Raw genomic sequence first — 18171 nt, 5'->3', positions numbered from 1 at the left:
CCAGCGCAAGGCCGAGGCCATCCGCGACGCGGACCGCGCGGGCCACACCGCGATCAACGCGCGCTCGCCCCGCCGGCGGACCGCCGTCGAGACCAACCCTCCCGCCCGCGCCTGGTGGCGCTCCTCCTGACCCGCCGTCCGGGGCCCGGTTCCGGCCGGGCCCCCTTCTCTCCCGAGAGGAGACGCACGTGATCACCCAGCTGATCTGCCTGATCCTGTTCCTGGGGAACGTGGCGATCGTCATCGGCGGCCTCTACCTGGTGGCCATCGCCTACCTGGAGGGACGGCACCGGTGACGATCCCCCCGCCCCCGACCGAGCCGCCCACCGCCGGCATGCCCGACGCCCAGCCCTCGCCCGCGAGCGAGGTCGTCGCCGAGTGGTGGCGCAAGGACGGCCCCCGCATCCCGACCCCGACCCCCGCCCCGGTCCAAGCCTCCGTCCACATCCCTGTGCCGGTCGGCCCGGCCGCGCCGCCCTCGGTGGAGGAAGCCGCGGCCGCGTTCTGGGCCCCGGCCCGCGAGATCTTCGCCGAGCAGGCCACGACGATCGCCTCGCAGATCGGCCAGCTCCTCACCGAGACCGAGGCCCAGCGCGCGGCCCGGGAACAGGTGGAGTACGAGGAGCTGCTCGCGGGTCAGCGCGCCCGGCGCGACGCGGCGTTCACCAAGGTCGGGGAGACCGCCAAGGAACGCGCCGAGCGCCACCGCATCGAGGACGCCCTTGCCGGCGGCCCCGCGCAGCGCGACGACCTCGTCGGCCTGGTCGACCTGCTCGCCAACCGGATCACCGAGACCCCCGAGGACCGGGCCGCCCGCCTGGAGGCCGAGCGCGAGACCGCCAAGCGGCGGGCCCGCGCCGAGGAGGACGCGGCCCTGGCCGCCGCAGGGGAGACCCCCGAGCAGCGGACCAAGCGGCACCGTCAGCAGCAGCTCGCCGACCAGCGCGAGGCCCGCACCAAGGCCCGGCGCGAGCGCCGCCGGGCCGCCCGCGCCAAGGGCGACTCCTCTGACCGCACCCGCCGCTTCTGGCGCTGGGCGATCCTCACCGCGATCAGCGCGACCGGCGGCTACAGCACCGGCCTGGTGTCGCTGATCGCACCCGGTGGCCCCATGGTCGGCCTGCTGCTGGCGGGGTTCGGCTGGGCCCTGGACCTGCACATCCGTGACCGGGGCCGCCTGCGCGTCTCCGAAGTCCGGGGCGCCGGGCCCCTCCTGATCCTCGTCATCCTGCGCGTCCCGGTCGCCTCCGGCCTCGCCGTCGCCGCCGGCCTCGCCCCCCTGTTCACCGCCCTGCCCCTCTACCGATAAAGGAGACACCCACCATGAGCAGCCTCATCGCCCTGGGCACCGGCGGCGCCGCCACCGTCGCAACCTTCTACCTGTACGTCGGCGTGCGCGGGAAGAACAAGATCAACGTCCAGCCCGAACACGTCCCCTACTGGGCGTTCGGCATCGGCGAGCTGGCCGCCAACGCGGGCACCGCGTTCCAGCAGATCAGCGGCATCGGCACACAGCTCAGCGACGCGTTCAAGGGCAACGCCGCCCTCGGTGACTGGCAGACCGGCGCGACCGCGGCGATCCTGACCATCGCCGTCTTCGGCCTCAAGCCCAAGGCGTGGAAGGACGCCCTGTGCGGGGCCATCGCACCGTCGCTGTTCGCCGCCGCCGGCGGACTCTGGGTCCTGCCCGCGTCCATCGTCTCCGGCCTGATCAGCGCGTTCGCGAAGTGATGACGATGGAGAAGATCATCCCCACCGAGAAACTAGGCGCCACCCTCCTGTGGCCCATCACCGGCCTGGCCACCGGCACGCCCGTCCTCATCCGCAAGCTGACGGCGCCCCAGCGCGAGCGGCGTGCCGAGGCCGCCGCGCTCAGGGCCAAGCGGGAGGAGCTCGCCGCCGAGGCTGCCGAGGCCGCCGAGGCCGCCTTCGTGAAGAAGGTCTCGGCGGAGACCGACCCGATCAAGCGCGCCGCGATGCTCCAGGCGCAGGAGGCCGCGAAGGTGGCGGCCCGCGAGTTCGAGCTGGAGCAGGCCAAGGCCGCCCGCAAGGAGACCCGCAGCAAGCTCGGCGACACCGCCGGTGCCGCCGCCCTGCTGCTCGTCGTCGGCGGCCCGCTGATCTGGTCGCTCGCCCGCCCCTGGATCCAGCCCGGCATCGGCATCCTCCTCGGGGTGTGGTGGATCGCCGCCCTGATCCACGCCCCTGCCCCGGCGAAGACGCGCGCCAAGGACGCCGCCCCGGCCGACGCCGACGACGACCAGGGCGACGCCGACGACGACCGGGAGCAGACCGAACCGACCGACCGCCCGCCCCTCACCGTGGCCGAGCTGACCACCACCATCGAGCACATGGTCGCCATCCGCGCCCAGCGCGACGAAGGCCGCGGATACGTCCACCTCGCCGAGGTCCTCGAAAGCCTCCAGCGCCACCACTACTACCCGGGGCTAACAGCGCGTGATTTCGGCGCCGTCGTGAGGGCCGCCGGCCTCCCCGTCGAACCCAAGATCCGGGTCGCCGGGAAGAAGGAAAAAGCAGTGTCCCCCGGCTTCTCCGCCGAGGGGCTCACCGCCCTCCTCGGACGCCCTCCCCAGCTGCCCGCACAACCGGTCCCCGAGCCCGCCCCAGCCGAGGCCGTCTGACCCTCCCTCACCGCCCCACCACCAGAGCCCCCGTTCGGCCACCGGCCGGGCGGGGGTTCTGCCATGCTCGGACAGCCTCGATCGCCGCTCTCCCCCGAGGAGGACCAGGCCCCCGCCGATCTCGACTACACCCGGCGGCTGACCTGCGAAAACTACACGACTACACCCCCGACTACACCCCGACTACAACCCCCGACTACAGCCCCGCCGAGAGGGGATGCCGATCTTGTACCGCTACCGCTGCGGGGTCTGCCGCACCATCAGCGACCACCTCGACCCCACCGAGGCCCTGATCGAGCAGCGCCGCCACATCACCACCGTCCACGACGGCCGCGCACCCGAGAGCCAGAGCATCACCCCCCTCGACAGCGGCACCGCCCCCACCACCTGGACACCGGACGCCGCCACCTGGGAGACCTCCAATCAGCGGCTCCTGCGCACGATTGTCGCCGTGATCACCCGCTCAAAGCTGTCACTGACCGTAACCGTGGTCGTGGTGGCCTTCATCGGCTGGCGCCTGTACGACATGCTGACCAACCTCGCCTCCGCCCTGCCCCCGCCCCACCCACTCGTCCAGCCGACGACCCCGCTCGCCCCTCCCTCCGCCACCAGCCACCCCTGACCGCGACCCCGGGCCGCCTTCCGGCCGAGGGTGCGTCAGCTCAGGTCAAAGATCCCGGGGGGCTCCGCCCCCAGACCCCCGGCCACCTCCGGGGAGCCGGGGGCCTCGTGATCTTGTGCAGCGTGCGATGTGGCGGGCGTGGACCGTATGGCGGGACTCCCCGGCGGGCGGCACCCGATGGGCGATATCACGGCCTCTGGGGGTCCCTCACCGACCGCGCGCGGATCGTGCACGCCTGGCGAGATGGTCGGGACCCCCGGCGGCCGTGATCCGGGCAGGCCTGCCGCCCACCGGGGAGTCCCGCCACGGCCCCCACCCGTGGGGTCAAGGACGATGGCGGGCCAAGCACGCGAAAGGCCGGCGCCCCGTCGCGCTTGGGCAGGCAATCTTGCGAGATTAGACGCGGGCCGTCGACACGGCGGCACGGGCACCGGCACGACCGACACACTGACCGGCACGGGCCCGGCCCCGCTCCCCCGCCCGGGGGTGGTGGTGGACTCCCCGGCCGACGACCTGCGGCAACGCACCGACTACAAGCCCGACTACATGCCGCGTGGCCCCGGCGCACCGCCGAGGCCACGCGGAGCGGAGGAGCCGTCAGCCGTTCCAGCGGCCGGGCGGGCTGCAGTCCGCCGGCAGGTGCCCGACGCAGTAGTAGGCGGTGGTCACCATCGCGGCCGGGCCGGTCGGTTGGTCGGTGATCCGCCACGTCGGCGTTTCCCCACACAGCGGCAGGCCCTCGTCCGTCTGCTCCCGCGCGGTGAGGCAGCGGACCTCGTTCTCGCCCCGGCCGGCCTTGTGGCCCTTCGCCCGTTCTTCCGCGATCCGGATGTGGCCACGCGGCTTGCCCTTCGGTGTCCAGGTCCAGCGCCGGGCGCCGCCGACGGTCTCCGCCTGCTCGGACTCGATCCGGCGGGCGACCGCGACCAGCGACTCGGGCTGTTCCAGGGCGAGCTGGACGATCCGGGTGACCAGGCCCTCGCGGTTCAGCGGCAGGGCCAGGCCCGCCGACAGCCGGTCCACCCAGCCGTCGAGCGCCTCGGCGAGCTGCGGGGGGACCTGAGTGGCCAGCCGGACCGCGCTCGGGGCCGGCTTCTCCTTCTTCTTCCCGTTCCCGGTGCCGCCGGGCTCCCTAATTAGGGAGGTCACGGCCTCTCGGGCAGCTTCGCGGACCGCCTTGGCGCGCTCGCCCTGGTCCTCGGGCAGCTCGGTCGGCTGCGGCAGGGCGGTGACCGCGGCGTCCAGGAGAGCGGCGGTGAGCTTGCGGTCGAGGGCCGACTCTTTCAGCGCGTCCTGGGCCCCGTGGAACACCGCCTCGGCGGTCGTCTCCCCGAGCTCGTCGCGGCCGTCCTCGTCTCGGTCGCCGCCGTAGGCCTTCACCACCGGCATGAGGCTGGTGACGTGGCTGCCGGTCACCCCGCGGCCGGCGGTCGCCGGGGCGAGCCGGGCCGCCAAGCGCCAACCCTCCATCAGCCGGTAGGCGGGCGAGGGCTTGAGGCCCCAGCGCTCCCACAGGTACTCGGGGAAGGTGTCGTGGGTGTCGCGGTGCAGGTGGCCCTTGGCGATGACGGCCAGGGCTTGCCCCGCCGCCCAGCCGGAGGCCTGGAAGGTGTCGAGGGCGGCCTCGGCGGCAGCGAGGTTCGCGCGCTCCATCGCGGTGAGCGCGCCGGTGCCCTCGGCGACGTCGGCGAGGTCGGGCAGGTCCTGGACCAGGGTGACGATCGACCGGTCCGGCCGGTCCGGGCGGTCGTTGCGGTGCTGTGCTGCGGGCGTGCTCATCCCTCTACTCCCAGCTTCATGTTCCGGATCTCGGTGAGGACGCGGTCGTAGTGGGTCATCCGCGCCTTGATCCGCGTGCCCCAGCTCTTGATGTACTTGCGGTGGGCCGGGATCTCGGTGACCAGCACGGTGAAGCCCGCGGCCACCAGGTCCTCGCGCACCTTCCACGTCCACTTCGTGTCGTTGGGGTCGACCCGGTTCAGCGAGACGACCGCCGGCAGTGCACGGCCGGTCTCCTGACGGGCGCGTTCAAGGAACCGCGCGGTGTCGAGGGTGCGGGGCAGCTCGTAGCTGCTCGTGCTGGCCGGGACGATGACGACGTCGGCGAGCTTGAGCACCGACAGCACGATGTCGGCGTGGTCCTCGGCTTGGGGGCAGTCGACCACCGCGTCGTGGCCGGCGGGCACCAGCTCGGGGATCAGGATGTCGGCCTGCGGTCGAGCGCAGGGGTGGACGGGGAAGGGGAAGGCGGCCATCTGGTTCCAGTCGGCCCAGCCCCGCGAGCGGTCGGCGTCCACGCCGACCACCGGGGGCGTCTCGTGGCGCTCGTGCATCGCCGAGGCCAGCCAGCCACTGGTGGTGGTCTTCCCCGTGCCCGGCTTGAAGTTCACGGAGGCAATCAGCATGGCCGACACGCTAGCCCCGCCGCAGTGAGGCACCGCCGGGCAACGCCGGACGCTGGTACCGTGCGGGTGCAATCAGCATGAACGGCCCCCGGTTCGCCGGGGGCCGTTCGCGTTCCGGCCCCGCGCCAGCGTGCAATCTAGCAAGATTGCACGCCAACCCCCGAGGCTCCGCCCACCCTTCCCTTCACCACGCCCACCAGGACCGTGCCGGTGGTCCGGCACACCCCGTGCCGCCGTGCCGGACCGCCCCGACACGGCCACCCACCTGACCATCCGACACCAGCCGACCACCACACCAACCCCACCAGGAAGCGACCGAAGCGACCGACCAAAGCCACACCCAGAGGACCACCAAGGTTGCGAAGATGATCTCGATGGGTACTGAACGAGGTACTGAATAGCACTCCAGGTATCTTCGATACAGGATCATGGTCCGCCGGGGGCGGACGGGGCGGACGGGGCGGACGGGGCGGACGGAGGGGGTGGGGCGGGATGGGGTGGGTGACGCCGATCCGCGCCCCCGAGCAGGTGGACTACCGGCTGTCCCGGGACTGCGGGTGCGACGTCGACCGGGACGCCCAGGTCGAGTACCGGCTCGCCTCGGAGACGGACCTCCGGTGGATTGGCAGCGGTCTCGGCGAGGTTGGGCTGACCGCCGGGGCTCCCGTCGACCCGGACGCCGCGCGCGCCCTGATGGACGGTCGCGACCCGCGCACCGGGGCGCAGCTGGTGGCCCGCAAGAAGGTGTTGGACCCGCGCGGGAAGGTGGCCGCGCACGTCCTGGTGGACGCCGTCGCCGCGCTCGCCGAGGCGGACGGCGTCACCTCGGCCGCGTACCTCGGGGGCGGTCCGCTCGCGGAGCGGCTGGCCCGTGCCGGGCGCGGCGTGCGCCGGGAGGGCGAGCGCCACCTGCTCCCGCTGGCCGACGCCGAGCGCATCGCCGCCGCGGCCGGCCTGGACGTCGAGGAGCTGTACGGCGCCGACGTCGTCGCCCAGGCGCGGCCGTTCGCCGGGCGGCACGTGGACGTCGGCCTACGCGGCGTCGACCTCGTGCTGGACCTCCCCAAGAGCATCTCGACCGCGTGGGCCTTGGCGGCTGACGACGTGGCGGCCGGGATTGAGGAGGAGTGGCACGCCTCCGTCTCCGAGGCCGTCACCGAGGCGTTGGAGCCGTGGACGGCGTACGGGATGGCCGGGCACCACGGCGACGGGCAGCGGGCTGAGCGGGTCGCCACGTCCGGCCTGCTCGGCTGGACGACGCTGCACCGCAGCGCCCGGCCGGTCGACGGCGCGGTCGGTGACCCCCACCTGCACACCCACGTCTCCATCGCGCACATGGCGCTGGGCGCGGACGGGAAGTGGCGCACCATCGCGGCTGGCGCCGAGGACCTGCTGCGGCACGGCCACGTCGTCAACGAGATCGCCGAGGCCCGGCTGAGGCAGCGCCTCACCGCCCGGTACGGCGCCCGGTGGGAGCGCTCGGCGACGACCGGCGCGTGGGAGCTGGCGGGTGTGGACGAGGGCCTGCGGGCCGCGTTCTCCCGTCGTCGCGCCCAGGTGGTCGCGGAGGTCGGGCCCGAGGCGACCCGCGACCAGCAGAAGGCGGCCGCGCGGCGCACCGCCGAGAAGAAGGTCGGCGCCGACCAGGCGGCCGAGCGCACCAGCTGGCGGGACCGGGCGGTCGCGGTGATGGCCGGCGACCTCTCCGGCCTGGACGAGGACGAGCGCCTGGTCGTGCTCGCCGAGGCAGGGGTCGCGGTCGACGCGATGGTGCGCGGCGCGTTGCCCGGCCCGGACGGCGGCACGCCCGCGGTCGGTGGTCCGGGCGGCCCGGTGCTGCCGACGCCCGAGCAGATCGCCTCCCAAATTTGGGACGACCTCGAACACGGCCTGGTGGCGTCGAAGAAGACGGTTGGGCACGTCGAGGTGATGGCCGCCGTGGTCCAGGCCCTGCCGTACCTCGACTCCGTCGAGCAGCTCACCGAGCTGGTCGACCAGGTCCTCGCCGTCGACGGGCACGCCGTCCGCCTGAGGGACTCCAACCGGCACCACCAGCACCACCGGCAGCGCTACACCCACACCTCCGTGATCGAGGCGGAGTCGACCATCATCGAGTCGGCGGCGACCGGTCTGGGCCGGGGTCTGGCGCAGCTCACTCCGGAGGCGGCCGGGCTCACGATGGCCGTCGCCGAGGCCTCGAAGTCCACGGCGGGCAAGCCGTTCGAGTTCTCCCCTGAACAGCGCGCGGTGATCGTGCGGCTGCTGACCGCCGGTCACGCGGCCGACGCCGTGATCGGCGTCGCCGGGGCGGGCAAGACCACGCTCATGCAGGCGGCCAGGGCCGGGTGGGAGGCCGCCGGCCTTTCCGTGGTCGGCGCCAGTACGGCGGCGGTCGCGGCGGCGAACCTGGCGGCCGAGGCCGGGATCGACTCCAGGACAATCGCCGCGTGGACGCGCGACATCTCCGGCGGCCGCGGCCTGGACGGCGTCGGCGTCCTGGTCGTGGACGAGGGCGCGATGGTGGACGACCGGGCGCTCGCCGCTCTGCTGCGACACGCCTCCACCACCGGCACGAAGGTCGTCGGCCTGGGCGACCCGCTCCAGTTGCGCGCGGTCGGGATCGGCGGCGGCTTCGCCCGGATCCACCAGATCGTCGAAGGCCTGTCCCTGACCGAGAACCGGCGCCAGACCGACGAGGTCGATCGGGCCGCGCTGCAGGCGTGGCGCGACGGCGGGCGCACCAGCGCACTGGCGATGCTGGCCGGGCACGGGCGCGTCCACGCCGTCGACACCGTCGAGCAGGCCCACGAGACGATGCTCTCGGCCTGGGATTCGGCCCGCGTCCGGTGGGCCGGTGACCCGCACGGCCAGGTCGCCGAGCTGCTGCTGCTCGCCGCCCGCCGGGCCGACGTCGCCGAACTCAACGCCGGGGCCCGGGCACTGCGGGTCGCCGCCGGCGAACTGCCCGGCGAGCACACCTTCCGGGCCCCGGACGGCGGCCGCGTCGAGTTCGCACGCGGCGACTTGGTCCACGTGCGCCGCAACGACTACCGCTCTCGTCGCGGTGACGAACCGGACGTGCTGAACGGCTTCCGGGGCGTGGCCCTGGAGGTCGACCAGCGGCGCGGGGTGCTGGTCGAGTGGCGGCGCCCGGACGGCGCCGGCGGGCACCGCACCGACCGGGCGTGGATGAGCCCGCGCGACGTCGCCGAGGGGCGGCTGACCCACGGGTACGCGATGACGATCGGGTCCGCGCAGGGTCTGACCAGCACGGTGACGATCGCCTCCGGCCGGGGCGCCGACGCCCACAGCCTGTACCCGGCACTGTCCCGGGCCCGGCAGGAGACCCACCTCGTTCTTCCGCTCGCCGAGCTGGAGGACGACGTCACCCGGATCACGCTGGGCGAGCCGCGGACCAGCGCCGAGCGCCTGGACCGCGCCGTCGCGGCGTACGGGCGACAGCTGGAGCGAGACGGCGGGGACGTCATGGTCCTGGACGAGCTCACCTCCGCCGAGCAGCCCGTGCCGGTGGCCGTGCCGGTCCCTGACCAGCACCGGCACGCCCCCGGCGACGTCCCGGCACAGCGTCAGAACCCCCCGGCGATCGAGCAGCCGGACGGCTTCCGGACCGGCCGGGTACTGCCCCCGGAGCCGGTCGCGCCGCCGGTGCCCGGGTGGCGCGAGCGTGCGCACGGCGGTGTGAGCACCGGCTCGCTGCTGCCGCGCGCCGAGAAGGCCGAGGCCGAGGCGCAGCAGACCCGGGCGAAGGCCCATCAGCTCGAAGCCCGGGCGGACCGGCTCGCCGCCGTCCTGGGCACTGATCAGTCCCCCGGCCGGCAGCGCCTGGCCAAGGCCACCGCGCACCTCGATGCCGCCGAGGACCTGCTCGGCCGGGCCGCGGCCGCCACCCAGGCCGCAGCCGACATCGACGCCCGCACCGTCGAGATGTACGCGACGAACCGGGAAGAGATGCGGGTCGAGGGCCGGATCCGCGCACGCGCCGCCCTCAAGCGCTCCGCCGTCTTCTTCCAGCGTGGCGGGATGCTGGAGGCCGCCGACGCCCTGCGCCAGCGTGTCAGCAACCGCACTGCGGAGATCGAGGTCATGCGCCAACAGGTCCTCGACCTGCGCGCGCAGGCTGCCGATCTGCGTCGCCAGGCCAAGGCCGAGCTGGACACGGCCAACATCGGCTCGCCGTACGGGCCGACCGAGGACCGGGTCGCCGCTGGCCGGGCCAAGCTGCCCAGCCTCGCCGAGGGGTGGGACCGCTACGACCTGTCCGAGTACCAGCGGCTGGTGACCGAGGCCGCCGGGCAGCGCCGCACTGCCGAGCAGCTCGACCAGCGCGCAGCCGGTCTGCGCGAGGAGGCCGTGGTCCGTGAGCAGCTGCCCGCCGGCCGCCGCACGACCGAGGCCGTCGAGCGCACCGCCGCGATCCGCGAGGCGAACCAGCGCCGGGCCCAGGAGCAGGCCCGCGCCGCCGAACGGCAGCGGCAGCGCGACGAGTACGCATACAGGTACGAGCCACCCACGCAGGGTCGGTCCGGCCCCAGCAGGGGGCGCTGACCAGCACCGACACGCCCGTGCCGGACGACCGGCACGGCCCGTGCCGGGGAGTCGCCTAAGGCGGATAATCTTGCAAGATTGGTCGCCATCCCCTGCCGCCCCGGACTCCGGAGAGCGGAGCGGCGGGTAGTCAGGTGCGGTGGGTCTTCAGCTGGTTGAGGAGGTCCCGGACCTGGTCGGCCTGGGCGGCGAGCCGGTCAGCGTCGAAGCGGTACCGGGTGGCCATGGTGCTCCAGTGCGTGGCGTCCTTCTCCGCCTTCTCCGCGGCTTCGGCCTTGTCGGAGGCCTCGGCGAGTTTCTGCTCCTCCTTGGCCGACGCGGCGCGGCGGGCGGCATGTTCGGCGTCCCGGTGCGCCTTGGCTGCGGCGCCGCGTAGCCGGGTGTGCTCGCGGCGGGCCCGCTCGGGAGCCGCCGTCAGGGCGTGGTCGAGCGCGGCGCGCAGGATGTCGCCGGTGGTCACCACCTGGGCGCGCAGCTCGGCCCGCCGTAGGAGCTCATCGGCGGTCGGGGTGTGCATGGCCGCGAGGCCGGCGACCATTCCGGCGAGTTCGGTCACACCGCCGAACTCGCGGACCGATTCGCGCATGATGACCTCGGGTCCGTCGCCCCACTCGTCGGCCCAGTCCTGGAGTTGCTTCTCGATCTCGGCGTTGTGCCAGTAGCAGGCGCGTTGGAGCTTCTCGCCGATTTCGCGCGGGAGCCGCAGTCCGAGCCGACCGAGGAAACGCGTCTCGCCCTCGTCGTGTTGGCCGTCGTAGCGGCCCGGGTCCGTTCCCCATCTGCGGCCGGCCGCGAGCGCCCCCCTCGGAATCGGCGGCCAATCCCGGTCCCATCCCCGAGCAGCCAGTTCGGCCCGGACTCCAGGCACCAGCAGCCAGTCCTTACTCCCCGCGAGACGGCCGGCCTCCCGCTCCTCGGCCAGCTTCTCTCGGGTCGCCCGGCGGGCCGCTGCCAACTTCCCGGCCCTCAGCCCGAGGTGTCCCTCGCGCTCCTGGGCGAGCCAGGCCCGCTCTTCCGCGGCTGCCATGTCGGCCACCAGGTCGAGCAGCTGGAGCCGCTCCTCCCGCACCGCCACCGTGTACTGCACCGTCGAAGCCATGCGGGCAATCATGCTAGATAACTCGCCCAACCGCACTCTCCTACCTATGCCGGTCACCCCGGCGACTGACCATCGGTCAGCTTCCGAGCACAGCACCACTGCAAAAAGCAAGGAAACGGAGGAGAATAGCTCCGCCGAATATGGCGCGGAGCCTTTATCCCAGCTCAGAGGGGTTGCCTACCAAGCAAATTGTGCAGGCCACCCGACCGGCGTAATATTCGTCATGCCGAGGCAAGGACGCGCCTCGGTTCTGTCGTATCAGGGAAATCTTCCCCACAGTCAACCTCTAGCGAAAGGGCATAGTCATGCCAAAAACACGCAAGAACACCAAGCACAAGGCCCACGGATCGGCCGTGAAGGCGAAGCCTCATACCGCCACTGAGCTGCAGAAACAGCAGGACCGGACCTCTCTGAAGCCCGCGATCCTGGGCTTCGTCGCCACGCTCCTGGCCCCGGTCATCTCCACGGCGGCATCCGAGGCGATGCACCACATGCACTCGATAAGGCCGGAAACGGTGAACTCAACCGTTGCACAGCCGAAGTCGTGCGAAAAGTAGCACCAATCCGTAATCCCTGAATTCGAGTGCCGGATTCATTTAGGGAATGGATTTCCAATCCTGATTCCGGCGAAACGATCGAGTGTTAACCCGGCCGCGCGCTTGTTTAGCGGTTCAGCGGGAACCGCTGGGCAAGCGCATGGCCGGTCAACACGCGACGTACGCCCTGGTCAGACCCCCCTCGGCCACCTGCTGTCAGCCCGTTGACGGCAGGTGGCCGGCGGCGACAGCGGCCAATCTTGCGAGATTGCCCGCTTATCGGCGCTGCCTGGCGAGCAGCACCTTTGGTCAGTCCGCGGTCCGGTCGATGTCAGCCGGCACCGGGTCAGGACGGACGGCGAGCGGGCGGCGGCCAGTCGGCGCGGGGCGTGCCGGGTCGACCGGCACGGGCGGCACGGGGTGTGCCGGTGCGGCGAGGGCTGCGAGTTCGGCGGCGGTGAGGCCGGGGCGGTGCGGGGTGTCGTCGGTGTCCTGGTGGGTGCGATCGAATCCGGGGCCGAGCGGGCGGCGGGCGGTGGTCATCGGGTCTCTCCTGTTCTCACCCTCGCGGGTGGGTCGGTTGGTGCGGTTCGGGTTGACCGGGGATCAGGCCGAGACGGCCTCTCGCTCACGGAACCGCGCGAGGCTGGCGTCCAGCTCGGCGCGTCGCTTGGCCTGGGCGGAACGGCGGGCGGCGAGGAACTGAGCCCCGGCCGCGTCGAGGCGGTGCTGCTCGGCCTCGGCGAGTGCCTGGTGGTCGATCAGCTCCTCCTGGACCTCGGCGGCCTGCTCGGCGGCGCGGGCGGCGATCGTCGCCCGGCGCTTCTCGACGGCGACGGCCCAGCGCTCGGGGTTGCCCTCCCGCTCCTGCCGCAGACGCTCGTGGTACGCCTGCCGCTCGGCCTTCTGCCGCCGGCGGCGCTCGACCTGCTCCTTCGTCATGCCAGCGTCCCGGCCGAGCGGCTGCTCGGGCTTCCAGAAGTCCTCGCCGGGCTTGAGGCCCCACTCCAGGAGCTGGGCGAGGACACCGGGCATCTTCCCGGTGAACCCAGCCATGGTCAGGTCGGCGCGGCCACCGTGCCGCAGACCGATGCCGGAGCGGTACGCGCCGCCCCGGATCGCCAGGTCAGGCAGATCGCGGTGCTTCTCGTCGTCCTCGGCGACGGGCAGCTCCTCGTCGTCCCGCTCGTCCAGCTCGACACCGGCGAGCGACGCCAGTTCAGCCTTGAAGCCCTCGGTCCAGGTGAGGCACTGCCGGCCGCGGGTGGCCTGCTCGTACTCCCGCCACAAGCCGAGCGCGACTTCGTCCCCGGCGATGGCGAGTTCGGCCAGCTTGAAGGGCGTGCGACCCTTCGCCCCACGGGCCAGCTTGTCGTCTGACCTGGTCATTTCGGCTGCGAGCGGGCGAGCGGTGACCTCCTTGGTGATGACGTCCTGGTCCTGCACCTTGGCCAGGTACTTGATCAGGCCGAGCGGCATCGAGCCGTCCGCCTGGAGGATCGCGGGGTCCACTCGGACGCCGTGCTCGCGGTCCGGAGTGGGCAGGCCGACCGCCTTGCAACGGGCCGCCCACCGCTTGTACAGCTCCTCCTGGAGCAGGTCAGCCTGCTCGCGGGTGGCGGGCCCCTCCGTCCACAGCAGGACGTGGAGGTGGGAGTGCCACCCGTTCGCCCCGTGGGTGACCTCGATGGTGCGGGTGACGCCCCGGATGCCCCGGCGGGCCTTCCAGCCCTGCTTCCAGACGACCAGCCGACCGTCGACCTCGCGCGGCTCGATCTCCTCGGGCAGGTCGTCGTAGTCGTGGCGGCGGTCCCACGGCACCGGGGCCTTGTCGCGGATGACAGCGCGTCCGGTCCACCACGCGCCCTGTCCGACGCCCCGCCAGCCCTCGGCGAACTTGTCGAACTGGACGCCCAGGCGGACGTGCTCCCAGTGCGGGGCGGTGAGGGTGGCCATGTAGATACCGCGCCCGGCCTCCAGCCAGGCCAGCGCGAAAACCTCCAGCTCAGCGGCCCTTTTGGCGCGGATCGCGGCGGCGCACGGCGGGCAGGCCCAGACGCTCCCGCACCGGACCAGGCCGCTGAACGTGGGTCGGCGACCGGCCCCGTCGTTGATGTGGAAGCCGACGGCGTCGCCGAGGGGGACCACCTGGCACTTCTCCAGGGTGGGCAAGCCGGTGATCCGCTGGATGCCGTCGAGCAGGCGGAGCCGGGCGTCGCCCTTTTTGATCATGCTGTGCAGCTGGGCGTCGGCGCCCTTGACCAGTTGGCCGCACCCGCCATCGGCGGCGCCCCCTGACGGCCCCTGAGCAGCGGCGGAAACGTAACTCTCTCGGTTCGAACCCGAGCCGCCGTTCGGGGCGCTGACGGCCCGTCCGTGGCCCTTGGTGGGGTGGCTGGGGGCGGTGGCTGGGGTCGTAGTGAAGCCTGCGGCGCGTAGGGCGGCGGCGAGGTCGCGGGCGGCGCGGGCGGCGGCCTGCTGCTCGGCGCGGCGGGCGGCGCGGTTGGCGCGGCCCGCCGAGAGAGCCGCCCCGTGCCGCTGGTCGAGGGCCTCCCAGGCGGCGGCACGCTCGGCGGGGGTGCTCGGCACGGCAGTCTGATCATGTGCCGAACGCTTGCCTTGGTTTCGGGCATGCGTACGGCCACCGGGGGCGGAGCGCTCGACCGCCGGGGCGGGAGCTGCATCCGGCGCGGTGGCCGAAGTCGATGGGTCGGGTGTTGCGCGGAAGCCCGCACCACCCGTTACGCTGGTCAGCGTCGGGTTCCTTAGCTGTCTCGCCCTGGTAAGCGACTTGGGAAGGGACTCGGCGGAGAGGTACCAGCGCCAACTGGCCTCTCAGCTTTCGTACTGGATCAGAATCATGCCGTACGGGAGCGCCACATGTTGCGTCCGGCGCGAAAGCGCCGGATGTGACCTGTAAGACGATCAGGGCCGGTCCGCCGTGGCGGACCGGCCCTTTCGTGCTGTCAGGGGGTCGTGCCGGAGGGTGTGTCGGCCGTGCCGGGGCCGTGCCGGTCGGTCGTCAGTCCTGCTCGTCGGCGTAGAACTCCGCGAGGACCACGATGTCGACGCCGTAGGCGGGGTGACGCTCGACCTTGGCGCGCAGGGCGGTGCGGCCTCCGTGGGTGTGCTCGGTCGGGACGGCGCCGAGGTAGAGCGCCCAGGCGGTGAACGCCTCACGCAGGTCCGCCGGCGCCTGGCCGGGGTGGCGGATCTGGCCAAGCAGGGCGCTGCCGGTCCCCAGCTGCCAGTCGATCGCGGGCAGCTGCTCGTGGAAGGCGTTGGTCAGCAGATCGGTCAGCGCACGGGCGCCCTGGAGCTGCCAGCGGATGCGTTCCTGGTCGGTGACGGGGCCGAAGAGGCTGTTGCTGGTCATGCGGTCATCCTCCCGAGTGGGTCGTGCCGGTGTGGGTGTTCTGGTCGGGGACGGCCGGGTTCCCTGGGGCCCCGGCCGTCCCCGATGCGGATCAGGCCGTCCGGACGCGGGAGGCCACGACCGTGCCGCCGGGCTCCTGGTGGAGGGCAGCGGCCGCGACGCTGTCGAGCAGCTGCTCGCCGCCGAGGTTGGCGGAGCCGAGGCCGTCGCCCTTGTAGGTGACGACCTGTCCGGCGGCGGTGCGGATCTCGACCTCGGCCTCGTAGCGCTGGGTGCTCATGGTGATCAGGCCTCCACGGCGGTCGGGTCGTCGGCAGTGACGCGCTTCCAGGCCGCGCGGACCCTGTCCGCGGACCCGACGAAGCCGAGCTGGCGGAAGCGGGTCTCCATGTCCCTGAAGCTGCTGGGCGGGTTGGTCGCAGTGCGGATCATGTGGACCACCGCGTCCAGCTCGATGTCGGAGAGCTGGACACCGGGCTGCGGGGCGCTCTGCTGAGCGGGCTCCGGGTCCGTGTCGGCCGTGTCGGTCGCCGTGCCGGTGCCCGTGTCGACCGTGTCGAAGGGGAGCTGACCAGGGATTTCCTCCCGGGCGGGCTCCGGCACGGGCTTCGGCTGCGGGGCGGCCTGCTCGGCAGGCACCGGCGCCTCGGTGCTGATCGGGGTCGGCTCCGGGGTGGCGAGGATCGCGGGCACGGGCTGCGCGGCGGGGAGCGGCTGCGGGTCGGCCTGGACAGGCGTCCGGCCGTAGAGGGTGTCGAGGGCTGCGAGCGCCGAGGCGGTGGTGCGCTCGGCGTAGCTCACGGTCAGCGCGGTGGTCAGGCGTGGGTCGCCGCGGCCGAGGCGCTCGGCCAGCTTCCAGGCCTCCGTCGCGGACTCCTTGCGGGTGGCCTCATCGGGGTGGTGCTGAGCCCTGGCCTGGTGGTATTCGATCCGCCTCAGCAGCTCGCCGGTACGGCGGTCGGCCTCGGCGTCGTGGCCGGTGCGGTGCACGACGATGCTGCGGGCGACGTACCCGGCCAGCTCGGCGGCGGCGGTCATGGCGAGCGGGGTCACTGCGTAGACGACGCGGTGGGCGTCGTCGTGGGCGAGGTAGATGCCGACCGCCGACCCGAGCACCGGCATGATCCACAAACCCAACCGGAGCGCGAGCGGGTAGGGCCGGGCGATCAGGGTCAGGGCGATCAGAGCGAGACCGAGGACGGCGACGACGCCCTCGCCCGCCGCGACCAGGCCCACAGCCATGTCGCTGTCGCCAAGCGCCGACTTCATGTTGTGGTAGGTCGCCCAGCCGCCGGCGGCGCCGACGGCGGCCATCGCGATGAAGATCAGCGCGAGGAGCAAGGCCGCCCATCCGCCGATGGTGCGGGTGGTGGTCTGGCCGTCCGGCACGGCCGTGTCGGCCGTGCCGGAACCGCTGGTCAGCGGCCCCGGCACGGCGTGCCGGGGGGTGTGCCGGTCATACTCGACCGTGTGAGTCACGGGTACCTCCGTGGGTCACGGGGCCGCACCGGAGGGCAATCCGGGGCGGCCCGCTTTGCTGTTGTTCGGTCAGAACTCGCCTTCGTGGCTGATCACGGTCTCGGCCGAGACGACCTTGATCGCCGTCTCGACCACCCGCCCGTCGGCCAGGTACACGGTCCTGACCACCTGCTGGATCCAGGCCGGGGCCGTGAGTCCGAGCGCCTGACGCTCCTGCTCGGTGGACTCGCGAGAGGTGATCTCCTCCCTCCACCTGGACTGCACACTGCCGAGACGCTCCGCTGCGAGCTCGCGCGACGCGCCGGTGGACACCGGCTCCGCCAGCTCCGGCGTCGCCTCGACGACGTACAGCGGGTAGTACGACGAACTCATGTGCACGGGGACGCCACCCCTCCGAACGAGGCGGCGACGGAGCTGCACCGGGCTACCCGGCTCGACTCCCAACCGGGCAGCGATGGTCTCGGGCGCGCCGACCCTGCCGACCTCCAAGATCTCGGAGGTCTCGTTCTTCTTGAGCGCCCGACCCGTGTTCGCCCAGGTCTCGACGCGCGACGCGACGTTCGAACTGCTCGTCGGCGCCACGACGGTGCCCCCGCCAGTGGTGGCCAGCGTCAGGCCCTTCTCCCTCAAGACCTTGAACGCCCGCGAGGCGGTCTGTCCCGCCACTTCCCACTCCTGCATCACCTCCCGCTGGGTCGGGAGGCGGTCGCCGGGCTGCAGCTCTCCGGACTCGATGAGCCCTTCAAAGTGCCTGGCAATCGCGATGTAACCAGCCATGCCGTCCCTCCTCTCGGTGCGAGCGTTCGAACTGCTCGCGCTACCTAGACGGTAGACCACTCCGGCGTGCTCTACCAAGGGGGTAGTGCAAATCCGCGTTTTGCTCTACTGTCGGTGATGCAAGCGAGCCCCGCCCGGATGCGACCCGGACGGGGCTCCGGCCAACCCCTGCGATGGAGGGACAGCCATGTCCGACGCTACCCGCGTCCCCCCGATCACCGACAAGGACCGCGCCCAGGCCTCCGCCGGCGCCGACCGCGTGCTGACCATCCAGGTCGGCAAGGGCGGCGGTGAGTCGGAGTGAGCGCGCCCATCACCAAGCTGCCGCTGGTCGGCGTCGTCCGCCGCGACGGCGTCGCCTACCGCACCGCTGACCCCGTGCCGCTCGACGTCGTGACCGGCCTGGTCCGGGAGTCGTGGTGCTCCCGCCTCGCCGTCACCGACGCCAGCGCGGACGGCAGCATCCCCGCCGAGTTCCACGCGATGTGCGTGGTCGACGGCGAGCCGTTCGTGCTCACCGGCCGCATCGGGCGGCGGTGCGACTGATGGGCCTCTTCACCAAGAAGTCCCCCGCCCAGCGCAAGGCCGAGGCCATCCGCGACGCGGACCGCGCGGGCCACACCGCGATCAACGCGCGCTCGCCCCGCCGGCGGACCGCCGTCGAGACCA

The 18171-nt window shown here is 72.8% G+C and carries 16 protein-coding genes; 7 read left to right on the top strand and 9 right to left on the bottom strand.

The annotated features are described in order from the left end of the window. Window positions 1–292: 292 nt before the first annotated feature. The 4 genes from ACIA8Q_RS33575 to ACIA8Q_RS33560 all read left to right on the top strand — a co-directional run bounded on the left by ACIA8Q_RS33575 (window position 293) and on the right by ACIA8Q_RS33560 (window position 3264). Window positions 293–1309, top strand: a complete 1017-nt coding sequence (locus tag ACIA8Q_RS33575; RefSeq protein WP_396318298.1) for a hypothetical protein — start codon at window positions 293–295, stop codon at window positions 1307–1309. 14 nt (window positions 1310–1323) lie between these two features. Beyond that, a complete protein-coding gene (locus ACIA8Q_RS33570; RefSeq protein WP_396318297.1) occupies window positions 1324–1731 on the top strand; it encodes a hypothetical protein in 408 nt (135 codons plus the stop codon). 5 nt (window positions 1732–1736) lie between these two features. After that, the gene (locus ACIA8Q_RS33565; RefSeq protein WP_396318296.1) at window positions 1737–2642 is read left to right on the top strand and encodes a hypothetical protein; all 906 of its coding nucleotides are present in this window, start codon (window positions 1737–1739) and stop codon (window positions 2640–2642) included. Between the two features lie 217 nt (window positions 2643–2859). Beyond that, window positions 2860–3264: a hypothetical protein gene (locus ACIA8Q_RS33560; protein WP_396318295.1), complete on the top strand. Its 405-nt coding sequence runs from the start codon at window positions 2860–2862 to the stop codon at window positions 3262–3264. A 597-nt stretch (window positions 3265–3861) separates the two neighbouring features. On the opposite strand, the gene ACIA8Q_RS33555 is transcribed toward ACIA8Q_RS33560, so the two are convergent. Together ACIA8Q_RS33555 and ACIA8Q_RS33550 are read right to left on the bottom strand one after the other, a co-directional pair. After that, the gene (locus tag ACIA8Q_RS33555) at window positions 3862–5043 is read right to left on the bottom strand and encodes a hypothetical protein (RefSeq protein WP_396318294.1); all 1182 of its coding nucleotides are present in this window, start codon (window positions 5041–5043) and stop codon (window positions 3862–3864) included. Further along, a complete protein-coding gene (locus ACIA8Q_RS33550; RefSeq protein ID WP_396318293.1) occupies window positions 5040–5669 on the bottom strand; it encodes a hypothetical protein in 630 nt (209 codons plus the stop codon). The genes ACIA8Q_RS33555 and ACIA8Q_RS33550 overlap by 4 nt, the downstream gene beginning before the upstream one ends. Window positions 5670–6170: 501 nt before the next feature. On the opposite strand from ACIA8Q_RS33550, the gene mobF reads away from it, so the two are divergent. Further along, window positions 6171–10235 carry a MobF family relaxase gene (gene mobF, locus ACIA8Q_RS33545; RefSeq protein ID WP_396318292.1) on the top strand — a complete coding sequence of 1355 codons (4065 nt, stop codon included), beginning with the start codon at window positions 6171–6173 and terminating at the stop codon, window positions 10233–10235. 130 nt (window positions 10236–10365) lie between these two features. On the opposite strand, the gene ACIA8Q_RS33540 is transcribed toward mobF, so the two are convergent. Next, entirely contained in the window at window positions 10366–11334 is a 969-nt protein-coding gene (locus ACIA8Q_RS33540; RefSeq protein WP_396318291.1) for a hypothetical protein, read from the bottom strand. A 353-nt stretch (window positions 11335–11687) separates the two neighbouring features. On the opposite strand from ACIA8Q_RS33540, the gene ACIA8Q_RS33535 reads away from it, so the two are divergent. After that, entirely contained in the window at window positions 11688–11891 is a 204-nt protein-coding gene (locus tag ACIA8Q_RS33535) for a hypothetical protein (RefSeq protein WP_396318290.1), read from the top strand. 288 nt (window positions 11892–12179) lie between these two features. Here the strand turns inward: ACIA8Q_RS33535 and ACIA8Q_RS33530 are convergent, their stop codons facing one another. The 6 genes from ACIA8Q_RS33530 to ACIA8Q_RS33505 all read right to left on the bottom strand — a co-directional run bounded on the left by ACIA8Q_RS33530 (window position 12180) and on the right by ACIA8Q_RS33505 (window position 17502). Then, window positions 12180–12413 (bottom strand): hypothetical protein, encoded by a 234-nt coding sequence (locus tag ACIA8Q_RS33530; RefSeq protein ID WP_396318289.1) that lies wholly within the window; start codon window positions 12411–12413, stop codon window positions 12180–12182. A gap of 63 nt (window positions 12414–12476) precedes the next feature. Further along, window positions 12477–14459: a hypothetical protein gene (locus ACIA8Q_RS33525; protein ID WP_396318288.1), complete on the bottom strand. Its 1983-nt coding sequence runs from the start codon at window positions 14457–14459 to the stop codon at window positions 12477–12479. Window positions 14460–14892: 433 nt separating this feature from the next. Further along, window positions 14893–15246 (bottom strand): hypothetical protein, encoded by a 354-nt coding sequence (locus ACIA8Q_RS33520; RefSeq protein WP_396318287.1) that lies wholly within the window; start codon window positions 15244–15246, stop codon window positions 14893–14895. A gap of 91 nt (window positions 15247–15337) precedes the next feature. Further along, window positions 15338–15526 (bottom strand): hypothetical protein, encoded by a 189-nt coding sequence (locus ACIA8Q_RS33515; RefSeq protein ID WP_396318286.1) that lies wholly within the window; start codon window positions 15524–15526, stop codon window positions 15338–15340. Between the two features lie 5 nt (window positions 15527–15531). Further along, a complete protein-coding gene (locus tag ACIA8Q_RS33510) occupies window positions 15532–16725 on the bottom strand; it encodes a hypothetical protein (RefSeq protein WP_396318285.1) in 1194 nt (397 codons plus the stop codon). A 69-nt stretch (window positions 16726–16794) separates the two neighbouring features. Further along, window positions 16795–17502, bottom strand: a complete 708-nt coding sequence (locus ACIA8Q_RS33505; RefSeq protein ID WP_396318284.1) for a GntR family transcriptional regulator — start codon at window positions 17500–17502, stop codon at window positions 16795–16797. Window positions 17503–17802: 300 nt separating this feature from the next. Here ACIA8Q_RS33505 and ACIA8Q_RS33500 point away from each other — a divergent pair, with 300 nt between their 5' ends. Then, entirely contained in the window at window positions 17803–18048 is a 246-nt protein-coding gene (locus ACIA8Q_RS33500; RefSeq protein WP_396318283.1) for a hypothetical protein, read from the top strand. Window positions 18049–18171 lie beyond the last annotated feature (123 nt).

It is taken from the genome of Kitasatospora sp. NPDC051705 (assembly GCF_044453265.1).
GTDB lineage: Bacteria > Actinomycetota > Actinomycetes > Streptomycetales > Streptomycetaceae > Kitasatospora.
This window is presented reverse-complemented; position numbering and strand designations above follow the sequence as displayed.

Bases quoted from the DNA above. Each gene is read 5' to 3' on its own strand.
- ACIA8Q_RS33570 (WP_396318297.1), top strand. From the start codon at position 1,324: ATGAGCAGCCTCATCGCCCTGGGCACCGGCGGCGCCGCCACCGTCGCA.
- ACIA8Q_RS33565 (WP_396318296.1), top strand. From the start codon at position 1,737: ATGGAGAAGATCATCCCCACCGAGAAACTAGGCGCCACCCTCCTGTGG.
- ACIA8Q_RS33560 (WP_396318295.1), top strand. From the start codon at position 2,860: ATGCCGATCTTGTACCGCTACCGCTGCGGGGTCTGCCGCACCATCAGC.
- ACIA8Q_RS33555 (WP_396318294.1), bottom strand. From the start codon at position 5,043: ATGAGCACGCCCGCAGCACAGCACCGCAACGACCGCCCGGACCGGCCG.
- ACIA8Q_RS33550 (WP_396318293.1), bottom strand. From the start codon at position 5,669: ATGCTGATTGCCTCCGTGAACTTCAAGCCGGGCACGGGGAAGACCACC.
- ACIA8Q_RS33540 (WP_396318291.1), bottom strand. From the start codon at position 11,334: ATGGCTTCGACGGTGCAGTACACGGTGGCGGTGCGGGAGGAGCGGCTC.
- ACIA8Q_RS33530 (WP_396318289.1), bottom strand. From the start codon at position 12,413: ATGACCACCGCCCGCCGCCCGCTCGGCCCCGGATTCGATCGCACCCAC.
- ACIA8Q_RS33520 (WP_396318287.1), bottom strand. From the start codon at position 15,246: ATGACCAGCAACAGCCTCTTCGGCCCCGTCACCGACCAGGAACGCATC.
- ACIA8Q_RS33515 (WP_396318286.1), bottom strand. From the start codon at position 15,526: ATGAGCACCCAGCGCTACGAGGCCGAGGTCGAGATCCGCACCGCCGCC.
- ACIA8Q_RS33505 (WP_396318284.1), bottom strand. From the start codon at position 17,502: ATGGCTGGTTACATCGCGATTGCCAGGCACTTTGAAGGGCTCATCGAG.